This window comes from Streptococcus sp. IMAU 99161 (assembly GCF_014435245.1).
GTDB classification, from domain to species: Bacteria; Bacillota; Bacilli; order Lactobacillales; family Streptococcaceae; genus Streptococcus; species Streptococcus lactarius.
In genome coordinates this window covers 1-17,687 of record NZ_JAAPAW010000002.1, presented here as the reverse complement: position 1 = coordinate 17,687, position 17,687 = coordinate 1, and the positions used below count along the sequence as shown (strand labels likewise).

Sequence of the window (17,687 nt, the reverse complement as noted above, 5' to 3'; positions counted from 1 at the left end):
CCTACTCAACTGTGCGGAGGTGGGACGACGAAATCGAATTCTAACGAATGACCGATTTCTGTCCCACTCTCTTTTTTGTCCAGTTTATATAGACGAATAAAAATTTAGAGTATCTTTATTTTACCGTCTGATTCACTTTCCTCTTTCTATAAAAGAATTTCTCAGAAGGAATGATTACGTTAATATATTGAAAAATCGAATTATCTTCAAATAGTAATTGAAAGAATTGACTTTATGGTGAAAACGTTTTATAATGAAGAAGCTTAAAGTTTTCTTAAACTGCAAGTCAAACAAATTTTATAAGGAGGAATGTCAATAATGAGTATTGGTATCATTATTGCTAGCCACGGCGAATTTGCAGCTGGAATTCACCAGTCTGGCTCAATGATCTTTGGAGATCAAGAGAAAGTTCAAGTGGTTACGTTCATGCCAAATGAAGGCCCAGATGATCTCTATGCTAAATTCAATGCTGCGATTGCCGCATTTGATGCAGAAGATGAAGTCTTGGTTTTGGCTGACCTTTGGAGTGGTTCTCCATTTAACCAAGCGAGTCGTGTCATGGGAGAAAATCCAGATCGCAAGTTTGCGATCATTACTGGATTGAACCTTCCAATGTTGATTCAAGCTTATACAGAGCGTCTGATGGATGCAAATGCTGGCGTTGACAAAGTCGTCGCAAACATCATCAAAGAAGCAAAAGACGGGGTTAAAGCACTCCCAGAAGAACTCAATCCTGTTGAAGAAGCAAGTACTGCTTCAGCTGCCCCTGTTGCCCAAGCTGCTATTCCAGAAGGAACCGTGATTGGCGATGGGAAGCTCAAGATCAACCTTGCCCGTTTGGATACTCGTCTTCTTCATGGACAAGTTGCAACTGCTTGGACACCTGATTCAAAAGCCGATCGGATTATTGTCGCTTCAGACTCTGTTGCTAAAGATGAATTGCGTAAAGAATTGATCAAACAAGCTGCACCAGGTAATGTCAAGGCCAATGTAGTCCCAATTCAAAAATTAATCGATGTTGCAAAAGACCCTCGTTTTGGGAACACACATGCTTTGATCTTATTTGAAACACCTCAAGACGCGCTTCGTGCCATCGAGGGTGGTGTTCCGATTAAAACTTTGAACGTCGGTTCAATGGCGCACTCAACTGGTAAAACTATGGTCAACAATGTATTGTCCATGGACAAAGAGGATGTCGCTACATTTGAAAAAATGCGTGATCTTGGAGTAGAATTTGACGTCCGTAAAGTGCCAAATGACTCTAAGAAAGATTTGTTTGACTTAATTAACAAAGCGAACGTTCAATAATCGATTACTTACGAAAGGATTTTAAACATGTCTATTATTTCTATGGTATTAGTGGTCGTTGTTGCCTTCTTAGCAGGTCTTGAAGGTATCCTTGACCAATTCCAATTCCACCAACCACTTGTTGCTTGTACCTTAATCGGTTTGGTAACAGGTAACTTGACTGCTGGCGTTATGCTTGGTGGTTCACTTCAATTTATTGCACTTGGCTGGGCAAACATTGGTGCCGCAGTTGCACCCGATGCTGCTCTTGCTTCTGTCGCTGCTGCCATCATCATGGTACTTGGGGGAGACTTCAGTGCAAAAGGAATCGCTGTCGCTCAAGGTGTCGCTATTCCACTTGCAGTTGCTGGTCTTTTCTTGACCATGATCGTCCGTACTCTTTCCGTTGGTTTGGTCCACACTGCCGACGCTGCTGCTAAAAAGGGCGATATCAAAGGTGTAGAACGCGCTCACTTTGTGGCCCTTCTTCTTCAAGGTCTTCGTATCGCGATTCCTGCAGCCCTCTTGTTGATGATCCCTGCTGATACCGTTAAATCTGCTCTTGAAGCAATGCCAAAATGGCTCTCTGATGGTATGCAAATCGGTGGTGGTATGGTCGTAGCTGTTGGGTACGCCATGGTTATCAACATGATGGCTACTCGTGAAGTATGGCCATTCTTTGCGATTGGTTTTGCTCTTGCAGCCGTTAGCCAATTAACCTTGATCGCCCTTGGTGCGATTGGTGTTGCCCTTGCCTTGATTTACCTTTCACTTTCTAAGAAAGGTGGCAATGGAGGTGGCGGTGCCGCTACTTCTAACGATCCAATTGGCGACATTCTCGAAGACTATTAAGAAAGGTGTGACACTATCATGACTGAAAAATTACAATTATCTAAATCAGATCGTCAAAAAGTTTGGTGGCGTTCAACCTTCTTGCAAGGTTCTTGGAACTATGAACGGATGCAAAACTTGGGTTGGGCTTACTCATTGATCCCAGCTATCAAAAAACTCTACACAAAGAAAGAAGACCAAGCGGCTGCTCTTGAACGTCACATGGAATTCTTTAACACTCACCCATACGTTGCCGCTCCTATCATCGGGGTAACACTTGCTCTTGAAGAAGAAAGAGCAAACGGTGCTGCGATTGACGATGCTGCCATCCAAGGGGTTAAAATTGGTATGATGGGTCCTTTGGCGGGTATCGGAGATCCAGTCTTCTGGTTTACAGTACGTCCTATCCTTGGTGCCCTTGGTGCATCACTTGCTGCGTCTGGTAATATCCTTGGTCCACTTATCTTCTTTATCGCATGGAATGCAATTCGTATGGCCTTCTTGTGGTACACGCAAGAACTTGGCTACAAAGCAGGTTCTGAAATTACCAAAGATATGTCTGGTGGGATCTTGCAAGACATCACTAAAGGGGCTTCTATCCTTGGGATGTTCATCCTCGCTGTTTTGGTAGAACGTTGGGTATCTATTAAATTCGTCTTCAATGTTTCTTCTGTCAAATTAGCCGATAAAGCTTATATCCACTGGGATAAACTTCCTGAAGGATACAAGGGTATCCAAGAAGCCTTCGCTCAAGTTGGTTCAGGCCTATCTCAAACACCTGAAAAAGTTACAACTTTCCAACAAAACTTGGATTCATTGATTCCTGGTTTGATGGGATTGCTTCTTACTTTTGCTTGTATGTGGTTGTTGAAGAAAAAAGTATCTCCAATCACTATCATCATCGCTCTCTTTGTAATCGGTGTATTAGCACACGTTGCTGGCTTGATGTAAGCAAAGATCAACAAAAAAGAAGGTTTCGGCCTTCTTTTTATTATGATATAATGGAGTGAACAGCAATACAGGAGGATCTCATGGCTCAATCATTGAATAAAACCGTTGAATTCCATACTACAGGGGTTTCTTACCTTGGAGTGGGGGGAAAGGTTGGAAAAATCCTAGTCGGGAATGCCGCTTTTGAATTTTATGCGGATGCAAATGTAGAAGACTACATCCAAATTCCCTGGCAAGAAATCGAGCGAATCGGAGCCAATGTATCCGGACGTAAAATTAGCCGCCATTTTGAAATCTATACCAGAGAATCAAAATTTCTCTTTGCTTCAAAAGACTCTGGAAAAATTTTAAAGATTGCTCGGGAACATCTAGGAAATGATAAAATTGTCAAACTTCCTACGTTGATCCAAATCATCACGGCTAAAATTAAAAATCTATTTGCAAAATAGGATCTTTTCTTGTATAATAGACGCAAACGGATAAGTAAGTTAAGAGGTTCTTTCAGAAAGTCTGCGGTTGCTGCGAGCAGATAGAAATCTTAATTGAAATTCTACCGTTTCTTTAAAATAAAATATCGAATCAAGTGCACACCTGTGAAGTTGGATGGAACCGTGGCTCTGCCACTCCAACACTGTAACAGGTGTGTTTTTTGTTAAAGGAGAAGCTATGTTAGATATTAAACGAATTCGTACAGACTTTGATGCGGTTGCTAAAAAATTGGCAACACGTGGCGTAGATGCAGCTATTTTGAATGAAATGAAAGAAATCGATGCCAAACGTCGAGATATCTTGGTCAAGGTAGAAAATCTCAAAGCAGAGCGTAACACTGTATCTGCTGAAATCGCACAAGCTAAACGCAACAAGGAAAATGCAGATGATAAGATTGCTGCCATGCAAACCCTCTCTGCAGAAGTCAAAGCATTGGATACAGAATTGGCTGAAATCGATGCCAAATTAACTGAATTCACTACTACCCTTCCAAATATCCCTGCTGACAGTGTCCCTGTTGGAGCGGATGAGGATGACAACGTTGAGGTTCGCCGTTGGGGAACACCTCGCGAATTTGGCTTCGAACCAAAAGCTCACTGGGATTTAGGTGAAGACCTTGATATCCTTGACTGGGAACGCGGGGCTAAAGTCACTGGTGCTCGTTTCCTCTTCTACAAAGGACTTGGAGCTCGCTTAGAACGCGCTATCTACAACTTCATGTTGGACGAACATGGCAAGGAAGGCTACACTGAAGTCATCCCTCCTTACATGGTCAACCATGATTCTATGTTTGGTACTGGTCAGTATCCAAAATTCAAGGAAGATACTTTTGAACTTAGCGATACCAATTATGTCCTCATTCCAACAGCTGAAGTTCCTTTGACAAACTACTACCGCGATGAAATTCTTGATGGGAAAGACCTTCCAATCTACTTCACCGCTATGAGTCCATCTTTCCGTTCAGAAGCTGGTTCAGCTGGTCGTGATACTCGTGGCTTGATCCGTTTGCACCAATTCCATAAGGTTGAAATGGTGAAGTTTGCTAAACCAGAAGAATCATATGATGAATTGGAAAAAATGGTTGTCAATGCTGAAAATATCCTTCAAAAACTGAACCTTCCATACCGTGTAGTAGCTCTCTCAACAGGAGACATGGGCTTCTCAGCTGCTAAGACTTATGACTTGGAAGTATGGATTCCAGCACAAAATACCTACCGTGAAATCTCAAGCTGTTCCAATACAGAAGATTTCCAAGCTCGTCGTGCGCAAATCCGCTACCGTGACGAAGCAGATGGTAAAGTCAAACTTCTTCACACTTTGAATGGTTCTGGATTGGCTGTTGGACGTACCGTCGCTGCTATTCTTGAAAACTATCAAAACGAAGATGGTTCTGTAACCATTCCAGAAGTCCTTCGCCCATACATGGGTGGCGCAGAAGTCATCGCACCAAAATAAAGTTTTGAAAAACTGAGTCTTGCAAATTGCAAGCTCAGTTTTTTAATATTTACGAAAACGTTGGTAGCGTTGCTCCAGAAGCTCTTCGAGAGGTAAGGCTTGTAAAACCTTTAACTCTTCCTGTAATTCCTTCTTCACTTGAGCCAGTAGTTCTCCATTTGAAAATCCATGCTCGGGAATCACCTTATCGATAATTTCCATATTTAACAATTCGTGAGAAGTAATCTTCATCAACTCTGCTGCTTCCATGGCACGACTTCCATCTTTCCAAAGAATAGAGGCAAAACCTTCTGGACTCAAGACCGCATAGATGGAGTTCTCAAGCATCCAGACCTTATCTGCCACAGCAAGAGCCAAGGCACCACCAGAGCCACCTTCTCCGATGATAATCGCGATAATTGGAACTTTTAGATCACTCATTTCCATGAGGTTGCGGGCAATGGCTTCCCCTTGTCCTCGTTCTTCAGCACCAACACCGGGATAAGCACCCGCTGTATTGATAAAGGTCACAACTGGACGGCCAAATTTCTCCGCTTGCTTCATGAGACGCAAAGCTTTTCGATAGCCTTCTGGATGTGGTTGCCCAAAATTACGTTTTAGATTATCCTGAAGATTTTTTCCTTTTTGGATTCCAACGACTGTAACCGTTTGATCGCCTAAGCGTCCAATCCCACCAATCACCGCACCATCATCACGGAAGTTTCGATCTCCATGCAATTCGATAAAATCATCAAAAATTCCTTGAGCAAAATCAAGCGCAGTCAATCTTCCTTGGTCACGTGCCTCTTTAATAATCTGTGTTATTTTACTCATGTTTACCTCCATGAAGGGCTAATAATTGTCCAACTGTCGCTCGGATTTGACTTCTCTCCACGATCAAGTCTACAAATCCATGTTCTTGTAGAAATTCTGCTTTTTGGAAATCATCAGGCAATTTTTCACGCACAGTTGATTCGATCACGCGTCGACCAGCAAACCCGACCAAGGCTTGACTCTCTGCCATGATAATATCACCTTCCATAGCAAATGAGGCTGTCACCCCACCAGTTGTCGGATCTGTCAATACCGTCAAATAGAATAATTTTTCTTTGGAATGGCGTTGAACAGCCGCAGAAATTTTTGCCATTTGCATCAAACTCACGATTCCTTCTTGCATCCGAGCACCACCGGAAGCGGTAAAAAGAACAACTGGCAATTTTTCTTTTGTCGCAAATTCAAATAAACGAGTAATTTTTTCACCTACTACAGAACCCATTGAAGCCATGATAAAGTTGGAATCCATGATCCCAAGAGCAACTTTTTGGCCTTTAATCAAGGCAGTTCCAGTTAGCACAGCTTCATCCAGCCCTGTCATTTCCCGCACTGCTGCCAGTTTCTTCTTATAATTAGGAAAATTCAAAGGGTCTGTCGTTTCGATTCCTGTAAACATTTCTTCAAAGCTAGCTGGATCCACTGTCAGCGCCAAGCGTTCTTTAGCAGAAATACGGAAGGTATAGCCACAATTCGGGCATACCCGTTCACTACCTAAATCTTTTTGGTAAATGGTATGTTTACAACCTGGGCATTGTGAAAATAGTTCATCAGGTACTTCAGGTTTTGGCTGAGGTTCCTTCCAGGCTGACCTATTCGGATTGATCCGAATATATTTATCTTTTTTAGAAAATAATGCCATTACTTACTCCTTATAATATGCTACTGCATCTGTAGCATTACTATAAAAGCCTGCAACTGTGAGGATGATGTTCATACTTCCCTCACAAGTCCAGGCTTTTTCATCATTCCTTATTATAATTTGGAAGGAATTGTTCCATCAAAAATGCAGTATCATAATCACCAGCGATCACATGTGAATCTGAAATCAAATCCAACTGGAAACTGCTATTGGTTGTGACACCATCGATTTCCAACTCATAAAGAGCTCTCTGCATTTTCATCAGTGCATCAAAGCGATTTTCACCATGGACAATGATCTTAGCAATCATACTATCATAGTATGGTGGAATCGTATAACCAGGATACACAGCAGAATCCACACGTAATCCTACCCCACCACTTGGAAGATAGAGATTAGTAATCTTACCTGGGCTTGGTGCAAAGTTAAAGGAAGGATTTTCCGCATTGATCCGGCATTCAATCGCATGGCCTTTAAAGACAATATCCTCTTGAGTAACGGATAATTCTTGTCCAGCTGCAATTTTAATCTGTTCCTTAACGATATCAACTCCTGTTACAAATTCTGTAACAGGATGCTCTACTTGCACACGGGTATTCATTTCCATAAAGTAGAACTCACCCTTGCCTTCATCATACAAGAATTCAATCGTTCCAGCATTCTCATATCCAACTGATTCAGCTGCCCGAACAGCAGCAGAACCAATGCGATTGCGAAGCGTTTTTCCGATGGCAATCGAAGGGGATTCCTCTAGAACCTTTTGGTTATTTCGTTGAAGAGAACAATCGCGTTCACCTAAGTGAACGACATGTCCATGCTGATCCGCTAAAATTTGTACTTCAATGTGGCGTGCAGGATAAATCACCCGCTCCATATACATGGCACCATTTCCAAAAGCAGCTTGGGCTTCTGAGGAAGCTGATTCAAAAGCAGCAACCAGATCCTCTGGTTTTTCAACCTTCCGAATTCCTTTACCACCGCCTCCCGCAGATGCTTTCAACATCACAGGATAACCGATGCGTTCGGCAATCTCGAGGGCTTCTTCAGCAGTAAACACTTCACCATCTGATCCAGGAATAACAGGTACTCCTGCTTTGATCATCTGTTTACGAGCATTAATCTTATCCCCCATCATATCCATGACTTTAGCAGATGGGCCGATAAATTTAATACCTACTTCCTCACACATGGTTGCAAATTTTGAGTTTTCACTTAAAAATCCAAAACCAGGATGGATGGCTTCTGCACCTGTTAAAACAGCAGCAGACAAGACAGCACTCATATTTAAATAAGATTCTGTTGATTTAGCAGGTCCAATACAGACTGCTTCATCCGCTAGTAAGGTATGCAAGGCTTCTTTATCAGCAGTAGAATACACCGCAACCGTCTCGATGCCAAGTTCACGAGCTGCACGAATAATGCGAACTGCAATCTCACCACGATTGGCGATTAAGATCTTACGAAACATAGATAGGCCTTTCTTAATTTCCAATTGCAAAAGTAAGTGTTCCTGAAGCTGCAAGCTTACCGTCTACCTCTGCTTTCGCTTCAACAACAGCAATGGTTCCACGACGTTTGACAAAAGTAGCTGTCATCACCAGTTGATCTCCTGGAACGACTTGTTTTTTAAACTTCACCTTGTCCATCCCTGCATAAAAGACTAATTTCCCTTTATTTTCAGGTTTTGACAACTCTAATACACCTGCTGTTTGTGCCAAAGCTTCCATGATGAGAACACCTGGCATAACCGGGTATTGGGGAAAATGACCATTAAAAAATGGTTCATTAATGGTTACATTTTTTATGGCAACGATTGTATCGTCACTGGTTTCCAAAACGCGATCCACCAACAGCATAGGGTAACGATGTGGTAAAGCTTCGCGAATAGCTTGAATATCAATTGTCATTTGATTCGAACCAATCCTTTTCCAAATTCAACCATTTCTTCATTGGCTACTAAGATTTCAGTAATCACACCATCTTTAGGAGCTGGTACTTCATTCATGACCTTCATAGCTTCAATGATCAAGAGTGTTTGACCTTTTGTAACCTTATCTCCAACAGATACAAAGGCTGGTTTATCAGGAGCTGATGACAAGTAAGCTACACCTACCAGAGGGCTCTCCACCACGTCCCCTTCTGCAGCTGAAGCGGGTGCTGCAACGTCTTTGTCTGATGCTGAAGGTGCTTCTACAGTAGGAGCTACTACTGGAGCTTGAGGAGCTGGCGAAACTACTTCAACAGCAGGAGCTACAGGACTTGCAACAACAGAACTGGTTTGATTTTTACTCAAACTCAATTCTTCACCACCGTTTTTGTATGAGAATTCACGTAAAGTTGAGGCATCAAATTGTGCCAATAAATCTTTAATTTCAGAAATATTCATAAATTAAGCCTCCCAACGTTTAAATGCAAGAACAGCATTGTGTCCACCAAAACCAAAGGTATTTGAAATAGCGTACTTAATATCTGCTTCCTGACCTTCACCATAGACAACGTTTGCTTCAATATAGTCTGACAATTCTTTAGTACCTGCAGTTTTTGGTACAAAGCTATGACGAATCGCTTCAATAGTAGCAATGGCTTCAACGGCACCAGCAGCACCAAGCAAGTGTCCTGTGAATGATTTAGTGGATGAAACTGGGACTTCTTTACCAAGTACAGAAACGATGGCACCACTTTCACCTTTTTCATTGGCCGGTGTAGATGTCCCGTGTGCATTGACATAATCAACATCTTCGGGCTTGATACCAGCTTCATTAATTGCCAATTTAATGGCTTTAGCTGCACCTGAGCCATCTGGTGTTGGGGTTGTCATGTGGTAAGCATCGCAGTTTGATCCATAACCAACAATCTCAGCTAAGATAGTAGCTCCACGTTTTTGGGCATGTTCCAAGCTTTCAATAATAAGTACCCCTGCACCTTCACCCATTACAAAACCATTACGGTCTTTATCAAATGGAATAGATGAACGTTCTGGATCTTCGGTTGTAGAAAGGGCTGTCAAAGCATTGAAACCACCAATACCAATACGAGTAATAGAAGCTTCAGCACCACCAGCTAATACAACATCATGCATCCCAAACTTGATTTCACGGAAAGCTTCTCCAATAGCATCATTGGCAGAAGCACAAGCAGTTGTCACTGATTTACATACTCCTTGAGCACCAATCTTAAGGGCAATATTTCCTGCACCCATGTTTGAAAGAGCTTTTGGAATAAACATCGGTTGAATTCTCTTCATCCCACGTTCATGCATCCGAATGATTTGGTCTTCCAATTCTTGCAAACCACCGATACCAGATGATACAATGACACCGACACGGTCGCGGTCTTCTTCTTCCATGTTTAAGCCTGAATTTTCAAGAGCTTCCATGGCAGCATAGATCGCATACAATGAGTAGGTATCCATACGATTTTTGTCTTTTTTCACAAAATACTTATCAAATGGGAAGTCTTGGATTTCACCAGCATTGAAAACCGGAATTTCCGAAGCATCAAATTTCGTAATGGGTTTAATTCCGATTTTTCCTTCATGAAGGCTATTCCAGAATTCTTCTGGTGTATTCCCGATTGGTGAGGTTACACCGTAACCTGTAACAACAACACGATTTGTAGACATATATATTCTCCTTTTGTCGGATGGATATTCAGTAAAAAATTATTAATCAGCGACCACTCATCACTGCATCGTCATTCCACCATCAATTGCGATGGTTTGTCCTGTAAGATACTCTTGACTTGCCAAGAAGGCCGCCACTTCAGCCACTTCTGAAGCTTGGCCAATGCGTTTCATTGGCACTTGAGCAATCATGGCCTCTTTCATCTTTTCTGGAATCGCATCTGTCATATCAGACTCAATAAAACCAGGGGCAATAGCATTCACACGAACGCCACGGGCAGCTACTTCACGCGCAACTGATTTGGTGAAACCAATCAAGCCCGCTTTAGAAGCAGCATAGTTTGCTTGACCAACATTTCCCATAAGACCTACTACAGATGACATATTGATAATAGCACCTTGACGAGCCTTAGACATCGGTTTTAAAACTGCTTGCGTCATATTGAAGGCACCTGTCAAATTGATTTTTAAGACACGTTCAAAATCTTCTTCGGTCATTTTCAACATCAACTTGTCATTTGTAATCCCAGCATTATTGACCAAAACATCGATACTTCCAAGTTTTTCAATAGCTTCTGCGACCATACGCTTCGCCTCTTCCCCATTGGAAATATCTCCTGAGATACCAATAACTGTTACACCGTAGTCTGCAAATTGAGCAAACAATTCCTCAGAAATTTCTGAACGGCCGTTCAAGACAAGATTGGCACCAAGACTCGCAAATTTATGCGCCACTGCTAAACCAATTCCACGTGTTGAACCTGTTACAAAAACATTTTTATTCTTAAGTTCCATCTTTACCTCGTTTTAAGCATTTAGAAGAGCTTCAAGACTTGCTTGATCTTCCACGTTATGAGTTGGCAGGGTTTTGTCAATTTTCTTCAAGAAACCTGACAAGACTTTCCCAGGACCAATCTCAATCACTTCATCGATCCCAAACTCTTGAATCGTCGCAATGGAATCGTAAAAGCGTACGGGTTCCATCACTTGACGCGCCAACAATGCTTTGACATCTTTCAGATTCATGATTGTAGCTTCTGTATTTCCGACCAAAGGTAGAGAAAAATCATTAAATGACACTTTTTCAAGTTCAACGGCTAATTTTTCACTCGCTGATTTGAGCAAAGCTGTATGGAATGGTCCTGAAACATTTAAGGGAATCAAACGTTTAGCACCAGCTTCTTTTAGTAATTCTACAGCATAATCAACAGCTTTAACTTCCCCACCAATTACGATTTGTGCAGGAGTGTTATAGTTAGCTGGCGTCACGACACCCTTTTCAGACGCTTGTTGACAAATCTCTTCGATCAAACTAGGATCTGTATTCATGACCGCAACCATTTTCCCACTTCCAGCAGGAGCTGCCGTTTCCATGAATTCACCACGCTTTGCAACCAAAGCTACTGCATCTTCAAATGAAAGAGCTCCAGCTGCTACTAAGGCAGAGTATTCTCCTAAAGAAAGCCCCGCAACAATATCAGGTTTGATGCCATTTTCTGCTAATAAACGGTAAATCGCAATAGACGTTGTTAAAATAGCTGGCTGTGTGTAGCGTGTCTGATTGAGTTTTTCTTCCTCAGAATCAATCAATTCACGAAGATCATAACCTAGAATACGACTAGCTGTATCAAATGTTTCTTTAACAATTGGATAAGCCTCATATAAATCACGAGCCATCCCCAATTTTTGAGCACCTTGACCAGCAAATAAGAAAGCGCGTTTTGTCACCATTCCTATCCTTTCACAACAAATACTTATTGAACATCTGCCCAACGAGCAGCTTCTCTTTGAATCACTTTAGCAGCGCCATAATAGATATCTTCTAGAATTTCAGCACAAGTTTCTTCCTTGCTGACAAGACCAGCAATTTGACCTGCCATCACAGAACCATTGTCAACATCTCCATCAACAACGGCATTGCGAAGAGCACCTGCTCCTAATTCTTCAATTTCTTCTTGCGTTTTCTTACCTGCCAAGAAATCTTTTTCAGCTTGGTTATAGGCAGAAGCCAATTTATTCTTAATCGCACGAACTGGATGTCCAACAACCGAAGCAGAGACGACTGTATCAATGTCCTTAGCTTTCAAAATTTTATTCTTAAAGTTTTGGTGAGCATTTGATTCTTTAGCAACAACAAATCGTGTTCCTACTTGAACAGCATCTGCTCCAAGCATGAAGACTGCAGCAGCACCTGCACCATCAGCGACACCTCCAGCACCGATAACCGGGATAGAAACAGCTTCGACCACTTGACGAACCAAAGTCATGGTTGTCAGTTTACCAATATGGCCACCAGCTTCCATTCCTTCAGCAATCACAGCATCTGCACCCAATTTTTCCATCCGTTTTGCAAGGGCAACAGACGGCACAACTGGAATAACGGTAATGCCTGCTTCGTGGAAACGATCCATATATTTCCCAGGATTCCCAGCACCGGTAGTGACCACTTTCACGCCTTCTTCGATCACAAGATCCACAATATCATCCACAAACGGTGACAAGAGCATGATATTGACCCCAAAAGGTTTATCTGTAATGGATTTGACTTTATCAATATTTGCTTTCACAACTTCCTTAGGTGCATTTCCGCCACCAATGATTCCTAAACCACCAGCGTTAGATACAGCGCCTGCCAAGTCACCATCAGCAACCCAAGCCATACCTCCTTGGAAAATTGGATATTGAATATGTAATAGTTCAGTAATTCGTGTTTGCATTCTACCTACCTCATTTTTTCGCTTAAGTAATAGTTTGAGTTAAAAGCTTTGTTGCTTTGAGCGTCAAACTATTACCTAAACAAGAGAGAATATCTTTCGATACTCTCATCAATTATTATTTTGTTTTTTCTTCTACGTAAGCAACAAGATCACCTACAGTAGCCAAACCTTCTTCTGTTTCGATTTGGATATCAAAAGCATCTTCAATTTCAGAGATCACTTGGAACAAATCCAAAGAGTCTGCTTCTAAATCTTCGAAAGTAGATTCAAGAGTTACTTCTGAAGGTTCTTTACCTAATTCTTCAACGATGATTTCTTGTACTTTATCAAATACTGCCATGATTGGCCTCCTTAGTTTTTTGTTTTTTTAATAATGTGTTAAACACACGATTAACTAGATTGTAACAAGAAGTGTGCCCCATGTCAATCCTCCACCAAATCCTGTCAGAAGAATTTTTTGACTTCCATCCAGTTTGATGCACTGATTCTCAACACACTCCGATAATAGAACTGGAATACTCGCAGCACTCGTGTTGCCATATTCCATCATATTTGCAGGTATTTTCTCTCTCGAGACACCCAATTTTTTTGCCATCTTATCTAACATTCGGTCATTGGCTTGATGCAAAAGAAAATAGTCAATCTCATCTGCTTCCAAGGAAGCATCTGCCATCAATTTCTGAATACTCTTCGTTACATCTCGAATTGCAAAATCAAAAACGGCACGTCCATCCATTGTTAGATATTTTCGATCCATTTCTTGTCCCGAATAAGGAGAAGAAAGACCTAAGTAACAGGATTCAAGACTATGGCCTCGACTACCATCTGTGTACAAACTTTCAGCTAAAATGGCAGGTTGGTCACTAGCTTCCAGTAAAACTCCACCAGCTCCATCCCCAAAAAGAACAGCTGTCGAACGATCAGACCAGTCTATCACTTTTGAAAGGGTCTCACTTCCAATCACAATTCCTCTCTGATACATTCCGGATGAAATATATTTATCCGCAGTTGATAGGGCAAAAATAAATCCACTACAAGCTGCTGTCACATCAAATGCAAAGGCTCCGGATGCCCCAATATTCGCCTGAACACGAGCTGCAGTAGAAGGCATCAAACTATCCGGAGTAATCGTAGCCACAATAATGAAATCTAGATCTTCCGCAGATAATTTTGATTTATCCAACAATTTCTGAGCTACTTCCGTTGCCAGATCACTCGTTGTCTCATCTTTAGAAATATGACGTCTAAGAATACCAGTTCGAGTACGAATCCATTCATCACTCGTCTCCATAATCTTCGCCAAATCATCATTTGAGACAACTTGTTCAGGAGCATAATGAGCAACTTGGCTAATTTTAGCAAAGACCATTATTTAATTTCCTCCAAGAAACGATACAAATTCTGCAAACCTTTTTGCATCACTTTTTTCTCTTCGGTACTCATATCTCCAATAATTTGATTGACCATCCGTTTGTGGAACTGTTGATGTAATCGATAAAGCAAGCGACCATTTTTGGTTAAGCTCAAGTGAACAACCCGACGATCGACTTCTGATCTTCTTCTTTCGATATAACCTTTGCGCTCAAGATTATTCAAACTCGTTGTAACCGTACCTAAAGTGACCATCAGCTCCCGTGAGATATCACTAGGAGTTGCATTTGGCGTCGAACCAATCACATCAATCGTATGCATTTCCTTTATTGAAACATCCTTAAAGCGACTCGCTCTTAAGCTGGTCTCCTCAATCACCAAAACATTATTAAAGATGGATGTTAAATAGTCATTTACTAATTGGTAATTCAAAACTCCACCTCCCATTTTACTTTGATATTCAAATTTTATCAAAAATAAAACTATTTTGCAAGTATTTTTTCAGAAAACATAGAAAAAATACGATTTTATTTTCCTTTAAATTGTGGTCGACGCTTTTCGGAATAAGCAATTACACCTTCTTTGAAATCCTCTGTAAAGGCTAATTTCTTTTGTAGATTTAATTCTAAACCAGCATACAAATCCCATTCCTTTAAGAAGGCTTCCCAAACCATTTCTTTCATGGCTGCATAAGAATTGGCAGAGCCTCTTCTCAATTTCTTGAGCAACTGCTCAACTGTTTTTTCAAGTTTTTCAGCTTCACAAACACGATAAGCCACGCCATAATCTAGGGCTTTTTCAGCAGTTAAGGCCTCACCCGTCATCACATAATGAGTGGCACGAGACATACCAATCGCTTTCCCTAATAGGAACAAGCCTCCTGCATCCGGAGCCAACCCAACACCAACGAAGGCTTGAATAAATTTTGTTCGTTCACTGACAACACAAAAATCAACCGCTACTGCTATATTGGCTGCAGCACCAGCAACTGCACCATCTGCTACCATAATCACAGGTTTAGGCAATTTCTTAATCTTTTTAGAGATCGTATTTACTAATTCAGCAATCAATACCAGAGATTCGATATCATCCGCATCTACTGCTCGCTTCATTTCATTCAAGTCTCCACCAACTGAAAAGATTTTACCTTCAGCTTTCAGAATGATAAACTTCACTTCCGCATTACTTTCAGCATCATCTAAAGCAGCTAGAATTTCTTGACACATTGGGATATTGAAGCCATTAGATACTTCCGGTCTATTTAAAGAAATGCTTGCGATATCATTCTCTATAGAATATAAAATAGTTTCAAACATGATGAACTCCTTTTGTTTCCATATTAAATATTTTGAATATAAAACTTTTTTTGAATTATAACCATCATATCATAAAAACAACCAATAGTAAAATATATCTTTAATATGTAACAGAATTGTAAAAATGTGACCTCTATAAAACATTTAGTTGATTTCTTTAAATAGCGCGTATAAAATACATTGTAAGCATGCATGAACTTTGGTATAATGGAGGAATGAAACTATGAAGGAGTCTATATGAAAGTTATTAAATTCGGAGGTAGTTCCCTCGCATCTGCTTCTCAATTAAAAAAAGTTCTCAATATTGTCAAAGATGATCCAGAAAGAAGATTTGTTGTTGTATCTGCACCTGGCAAACGATATCCAGAAGATACAAAAGTTACCGATGCACTCATTAAATATTACAAAGAATTCACAGCAGAAAAAGATGTTAAACAAACACAACAATGGATTATTGAACGCTACCGGACCATTACAGAGGAATTAGGCCTAAAGCCATCCATTATTCAAGAAATAGCAGAAAACATCTATGCTTTAACTGAGCTACCTAAAAAAGGAAACCCTTTTACTTATGATGCTTTTTTAGCAGCTGGTGAAAATAATAATGCAAAACTCATTGCAGCTTATTTCAACCATGAAGGACTGGAAGCTAAATATATCCACCCAAAAGAGGCTGGCATTACTGTAACATCTGAACCTTCAAACGCCCGTATTATTCCGTCAAGTTACGATAAAATCGAAGAACTAAAAGATTCTAGTGAGGTTCTTGTTATCCCTGGATTTTTCGGAGTAACCCAAGACGGAGAAATTTGTACATTTTCACGTGGAGGATCAGATATTACCGGATCCATCATTGCTGCCGGTGTAAAAGCTGACCTGTATGAAAACTTTACAGATGTAAATGGTATCTTTGCAGCTCACCCTGGAATTATAGAAAATCCACACTCCATTCCAGAATTAACCTACAAAGAAATGCGTGAATTGGCTTACGCTGGTTTCTCTGTCTTACATGATGAAGCCTTAGTTCCAGCCTATCGCGGACGTATTCCACTGGTCATTAAAAATACAAACAATCCAGACCATCCAGGAACTCGGATCGTCTTAGAACATACTAACGAACACGTAACAGTCGTTGGTATTGCAGGAGATTCTGGCTTTGTTAGTATCAATACGACCAAATATCTTATGAACCGAGAAGTTGGTTTTGGTCGCAAAGTCCTACAAGTTTTAGAAGACCTAAACATCAGTTGGGAACACATGCCAACAGGTATTGACGACTTGTCCATTATCCTTCGATCTCGTGAATTAACCCCAATCAAGGAACAAGAAATTTTAAAACAATTAACCCAAAAATTAGAGGTTGATTCTGCAGAAATTGAGCATAACCTATCAATTATCATGATTGTTGGTGAAAAAATGAAAAGTCAAGTCGGAGTTACAGCAACAGCCACCAAAGCACTTTCAGATAATCAAATCAATATCCAAATGATTTCGCAAGGTTCCAGTGAAGTTTCTATTATGTTTGTAGTCAATAAAGAACAAGAGGAAAAAGCTATTAAGGCCTTGTACGAAGCATTTTTCCCACAACAAAAGAAATAAAGATTAGAGAAGAAAAAACATCAGATCTAGTCATAACTCAATCCATCTACTACAATCTATCTTAAATTTAAAAACGCATTCTATCTAGTCATAACCCGATAGAATGCGTTTTTTTTTAATAATTTACAATTGAGTCTCAACATTAACTAATGAAAAGAAACTATTTTAAAATTTGAAAATAAAAAAAAGATCAATTAAATTGATCTAGAGAAAATTTATAACTCCGCCAGTAGGACTCGAACCTACGACATCATGATTAACAGTCATGCGCTACTACCAACTGAGCTATGGCGGAAAAAAGCTAAGCGACTTCCATATCTCACAGGGGGCAACCCCCAACTACTTCCGGCGTTCTAGGGCTTAACTACTGTGTTCGG

At 40.7% G+C, this 17,687-nt stretch carries 19 protein-coding genes and 1 tRNA gene; 6 read left to right on the top strand and 14 right to left on the bottom strand.

Annotated elements, in window-relative coordinates:
• The first annotated feature begins 318 nt into the window (after positions 1-318).
• The 5 genes from HA044_RS00275 to serS all read left to right on the top strand — a co-directional run bounded on the left by HA044_RS00275 (position 319) and on the right by serS (position 5,013).
• Positions 319-1,308 (top strand): PTS sugar transporter subunit IIB, encoded by a 990-nt coding sequence (locus HA044_RS00275; protein WP_187538159.1) that lies wholly within the window; start codon positions 319-321, stop codon positions 1,306-1,308.
• Between the two features lie 27 nt (positions 1,309-1,335).
• On the top strand, positions 1,336-2,139 hold the full coding sequence (locus HA044_RS00270; protein WP_187538157.1) for a PTS mannose/fructose/sorbose transporter subunit IIC: 804 nt from the start codon (positions 1,336-1,338) through the stop codon (positions 2,137-2,139).
• Between the two features lie 18 nt (positions 2,140-2,157).
• The gene (locus tag HA044_RS00265; RefSeq protein WP_070586274.1) at positions 2,158-3,069 is read left to right on the top strand and encodes a PTS system mannose/fructose/sorbose family transporter subunit IID; all 912 of its coding nucleotides are present in this window, start codon (positions 2,158-2,160) and stop codon (positions 3,067-3,069) included.
• A gap of 80 nt (positions 3,070-3,149) precedes the next feature.
• A complete protein-coding gene (locus HA044_RS00260) occupies positions 3,150-3,518 on the top strand; it encodes a DUF956 family protein (RefSeq protein WP_023920226.1) in 369 nt (122 codons plus the stop codon).
• A gap of 217 nt (positions 3,519-3,735) precedes the next feature.
• Entirely contained in the window at positions 3,736-5,013 is a 1,278-nt protein-coding gene (gene serS, locus HA044_RS00255; protein ID WP_003018473.1) for a serine--tRNA ligase, read from the top strand.
• Between the two features lie 42 nt (positions 5,014-5,055).
• Here the strand turns inward: serS and HA044_RS00250 are convergent, their stop codons facing one another.
• The 13 genes from HA044_RS00250 to HA044_RS00190 all read right to left on the bottom strand — a co-directional run bounded on the left by HA044_RS00250 (position 5,056) and on the right by HA044_RS00190 (position 15,714).
• Complete coding sequence (locus tag HA044_RS00250; protein WP_155168428.1) at positions 5,056-5,826, bottom strand: acetyl-CoA carboxylase carboxyl transferase subunit alpha; 771 nt, start codon at positions 5,824-5,826, stop codon at positions 5,056-5,058.
• Positions 5,819-6,685, bottom strand: a complete 867-nt coding sequence (gene accD, locus HA044_RS00245; protein WP_003003810.1) for an acetyl-CoA carboxylase, carboxyltransferase subunit beta — start codon at positions 6,683-6,685, stop codon at positions 5,819-5,821. Before accD ends, HA044_RS00250 begins: the two co-directional genes overlap by 8 nt.
• Positions 6,686-6,788: 103 nt before the next feature.
• Positions 6,789-8,153, bottom strand: coding sequence for an acetyl-CoA carboxylase biotin carboxylase subunit (locus HA044_RS00240; RefSeq protein ID WP_070664917.1), 1,365 nt, complete (start codon positions 8,151-8,153; stop codon positions 6,789-6,791).
• A 13-nt stretch (positions 8,154-8,166) separates the two neighbouring features.
• On the bottom strand, positions 8,167-8,592 hold the full coding sequence (gene fabZ / locus HA044_RS00235) for a 3-hydroxyacyl-ACP dehydratase FabZ (RefSeq protein ID WP_187538155.1): 426 nt from the start codon (positions 8,590-8,592) through the stop codon (positions 8,167-8,169).
• Positions 8,589-9,071 carry an acetyl-CoA carboxylase biotin carboxyl carrier protein gene (gene accB, locus HA044_RS00230; protein WP_187538153.1) on the bottom strand — a complete coding sequence of 161 codons (483 nt, stop codon included), beginning with the start codon at positions 9,069-9,071 and terminating at the stop codon, positions 8,589-8,591. Before accB ends, fabZ begins: the two co-directional genes overlap by 4 nt.
• A 3-nt stretch (positions 9,072-9,074) precedes the next feature.
• Positions 9,075-10,307 (bottom strand): beta-ketoacyl-ACP synthase II, encoded by a 1,233-nt coding sequence (gene fabF, locus HA044_RS00225; protein WP_187538151.1) that lies wholly within the window; start codon positions 10,305-10,307, stop codon positions 9,075-9,077.
• A gap of 60 nt (positions 10,308-10,367) precedes the next feature.
• On the bottom strand, positions 10,368-11,102 hold the full coding sequence (gene fabG / locus HA044_RS00220) for a 3-oxoacyl-[acyl-carrier-protein] reductase (protein ID WP_187538149.1): 735 nt from the start codon (positions 11,100-11,102) through the stop codon (positions 10,368-10,370).
• 12 nt (positions 11,103-11,114) lie between these two features.
• Positions 11,115-12,035, bottom strand: coding sequence for an ACP S-malonyltransferase (gene fabD / locus HA044_RS00215; RefSeq protein ID WP_187538287.1), 921 nt, complete (start codon positions 12,033-12,035; stop codon positions 11,115-11,117).
• A 26-nt stretch (positions 12,036-12,061) separates the two neighbouring features.
• Positions 12,062-13,024 (bottom strand): enoyl-[acyl-carrier-protein] reductase FabK, encoded by a 963-nt coding sequence (gene fabK / locus HA044_RS00210; RefSeq protein WP_187538147.1) that lies wholly within the window; start codon positions 13,022-13,024, stop codon positions 12,062-12,064.
• A gap of 115 nt (positions 13,025-13,139) precedes the next feature.
• Positions 13,140-13,364, bottom strand: a complete 225-nt coding sequence (locus tag HA044_RS00205; RefSeq protein ID WP_187538145.1) for an acyl carrier protein — start codon at positions 13,362-13,364, stop codon at positions 13,140-13,142.
• 54 nt (positions 13,365-13,418) lie between these two features.
• Positions 13,419-14,393: a beta-ketoacyl-ACP synthase III gene (locus HA044_RS00200; RefSeq protein WP_187538142.1), complete on the bottom strand. Its 975-nt coding sequence runs from the start codon at positions 14,391-14,393 to the stop codon at positions 13,419-13,421.
• Positions 14,393-14,827 carry a MarR family winged helix-turn-helix transcriptional regulator gene (locus HA044_RS00195; protein WP_187538140.1) on the bottom strand — a complete coding sequence of 145 codons (435 nt, stop codon included), beginning with the start codon at positions 14,825-14,827 and terminating at the stop codon, positions 14,393-14,395. The genes HA044_RS00200 and HA044_RS00195 overlap by 1 nt, the downstream gene beginning before the upstream one ends.
• A gap of 95 nt (positions 14,828-14,922) precedes the next feature.
• The gene (locus HA044_RS00190) at positions 14,923-15,714 is read right to left on the bottom strand and encodes an enoyl-CoA hydratase (RefSeq protein ID WP_187538285.1); all 792 of its coding nucleotides are present in this window, start codon (positions 15,712-15,714) and stop codon (positions 14,923-14,925) included.
• A 234-nt stretch (positions 15,715-15,948) separates the two neighbouring features.
• On the opposite strand from HA044_RS00190, the gene HA044_RS00185 reads away from it, so the two are divergent.
• Positions 15,949-17,310 carry an aspartate kinase gene (locus HA044_RS00185; RefSeq protein ID WP_187538138.1) on the top strand — a complete coding sequence of 454 codons (1,362 nt, stop codon included), beginning with the start codon at positions 15,949-15,951 and terminating at the stop codon, positions 17,308-17,310.
• 221 nt (positions 17,311-17,531) lie between these two features.
• On the opposite strand, the gene HA044_RS00180 is transcribed toward HA044_RS00185, so the two are convergent.
• Positions 17,532-17,605, bottom strand: a tRNA-Asn gene (locus HA044_RS00180).
• Positions 17,606-17,687: the final 82 nt, after the last annotated feature.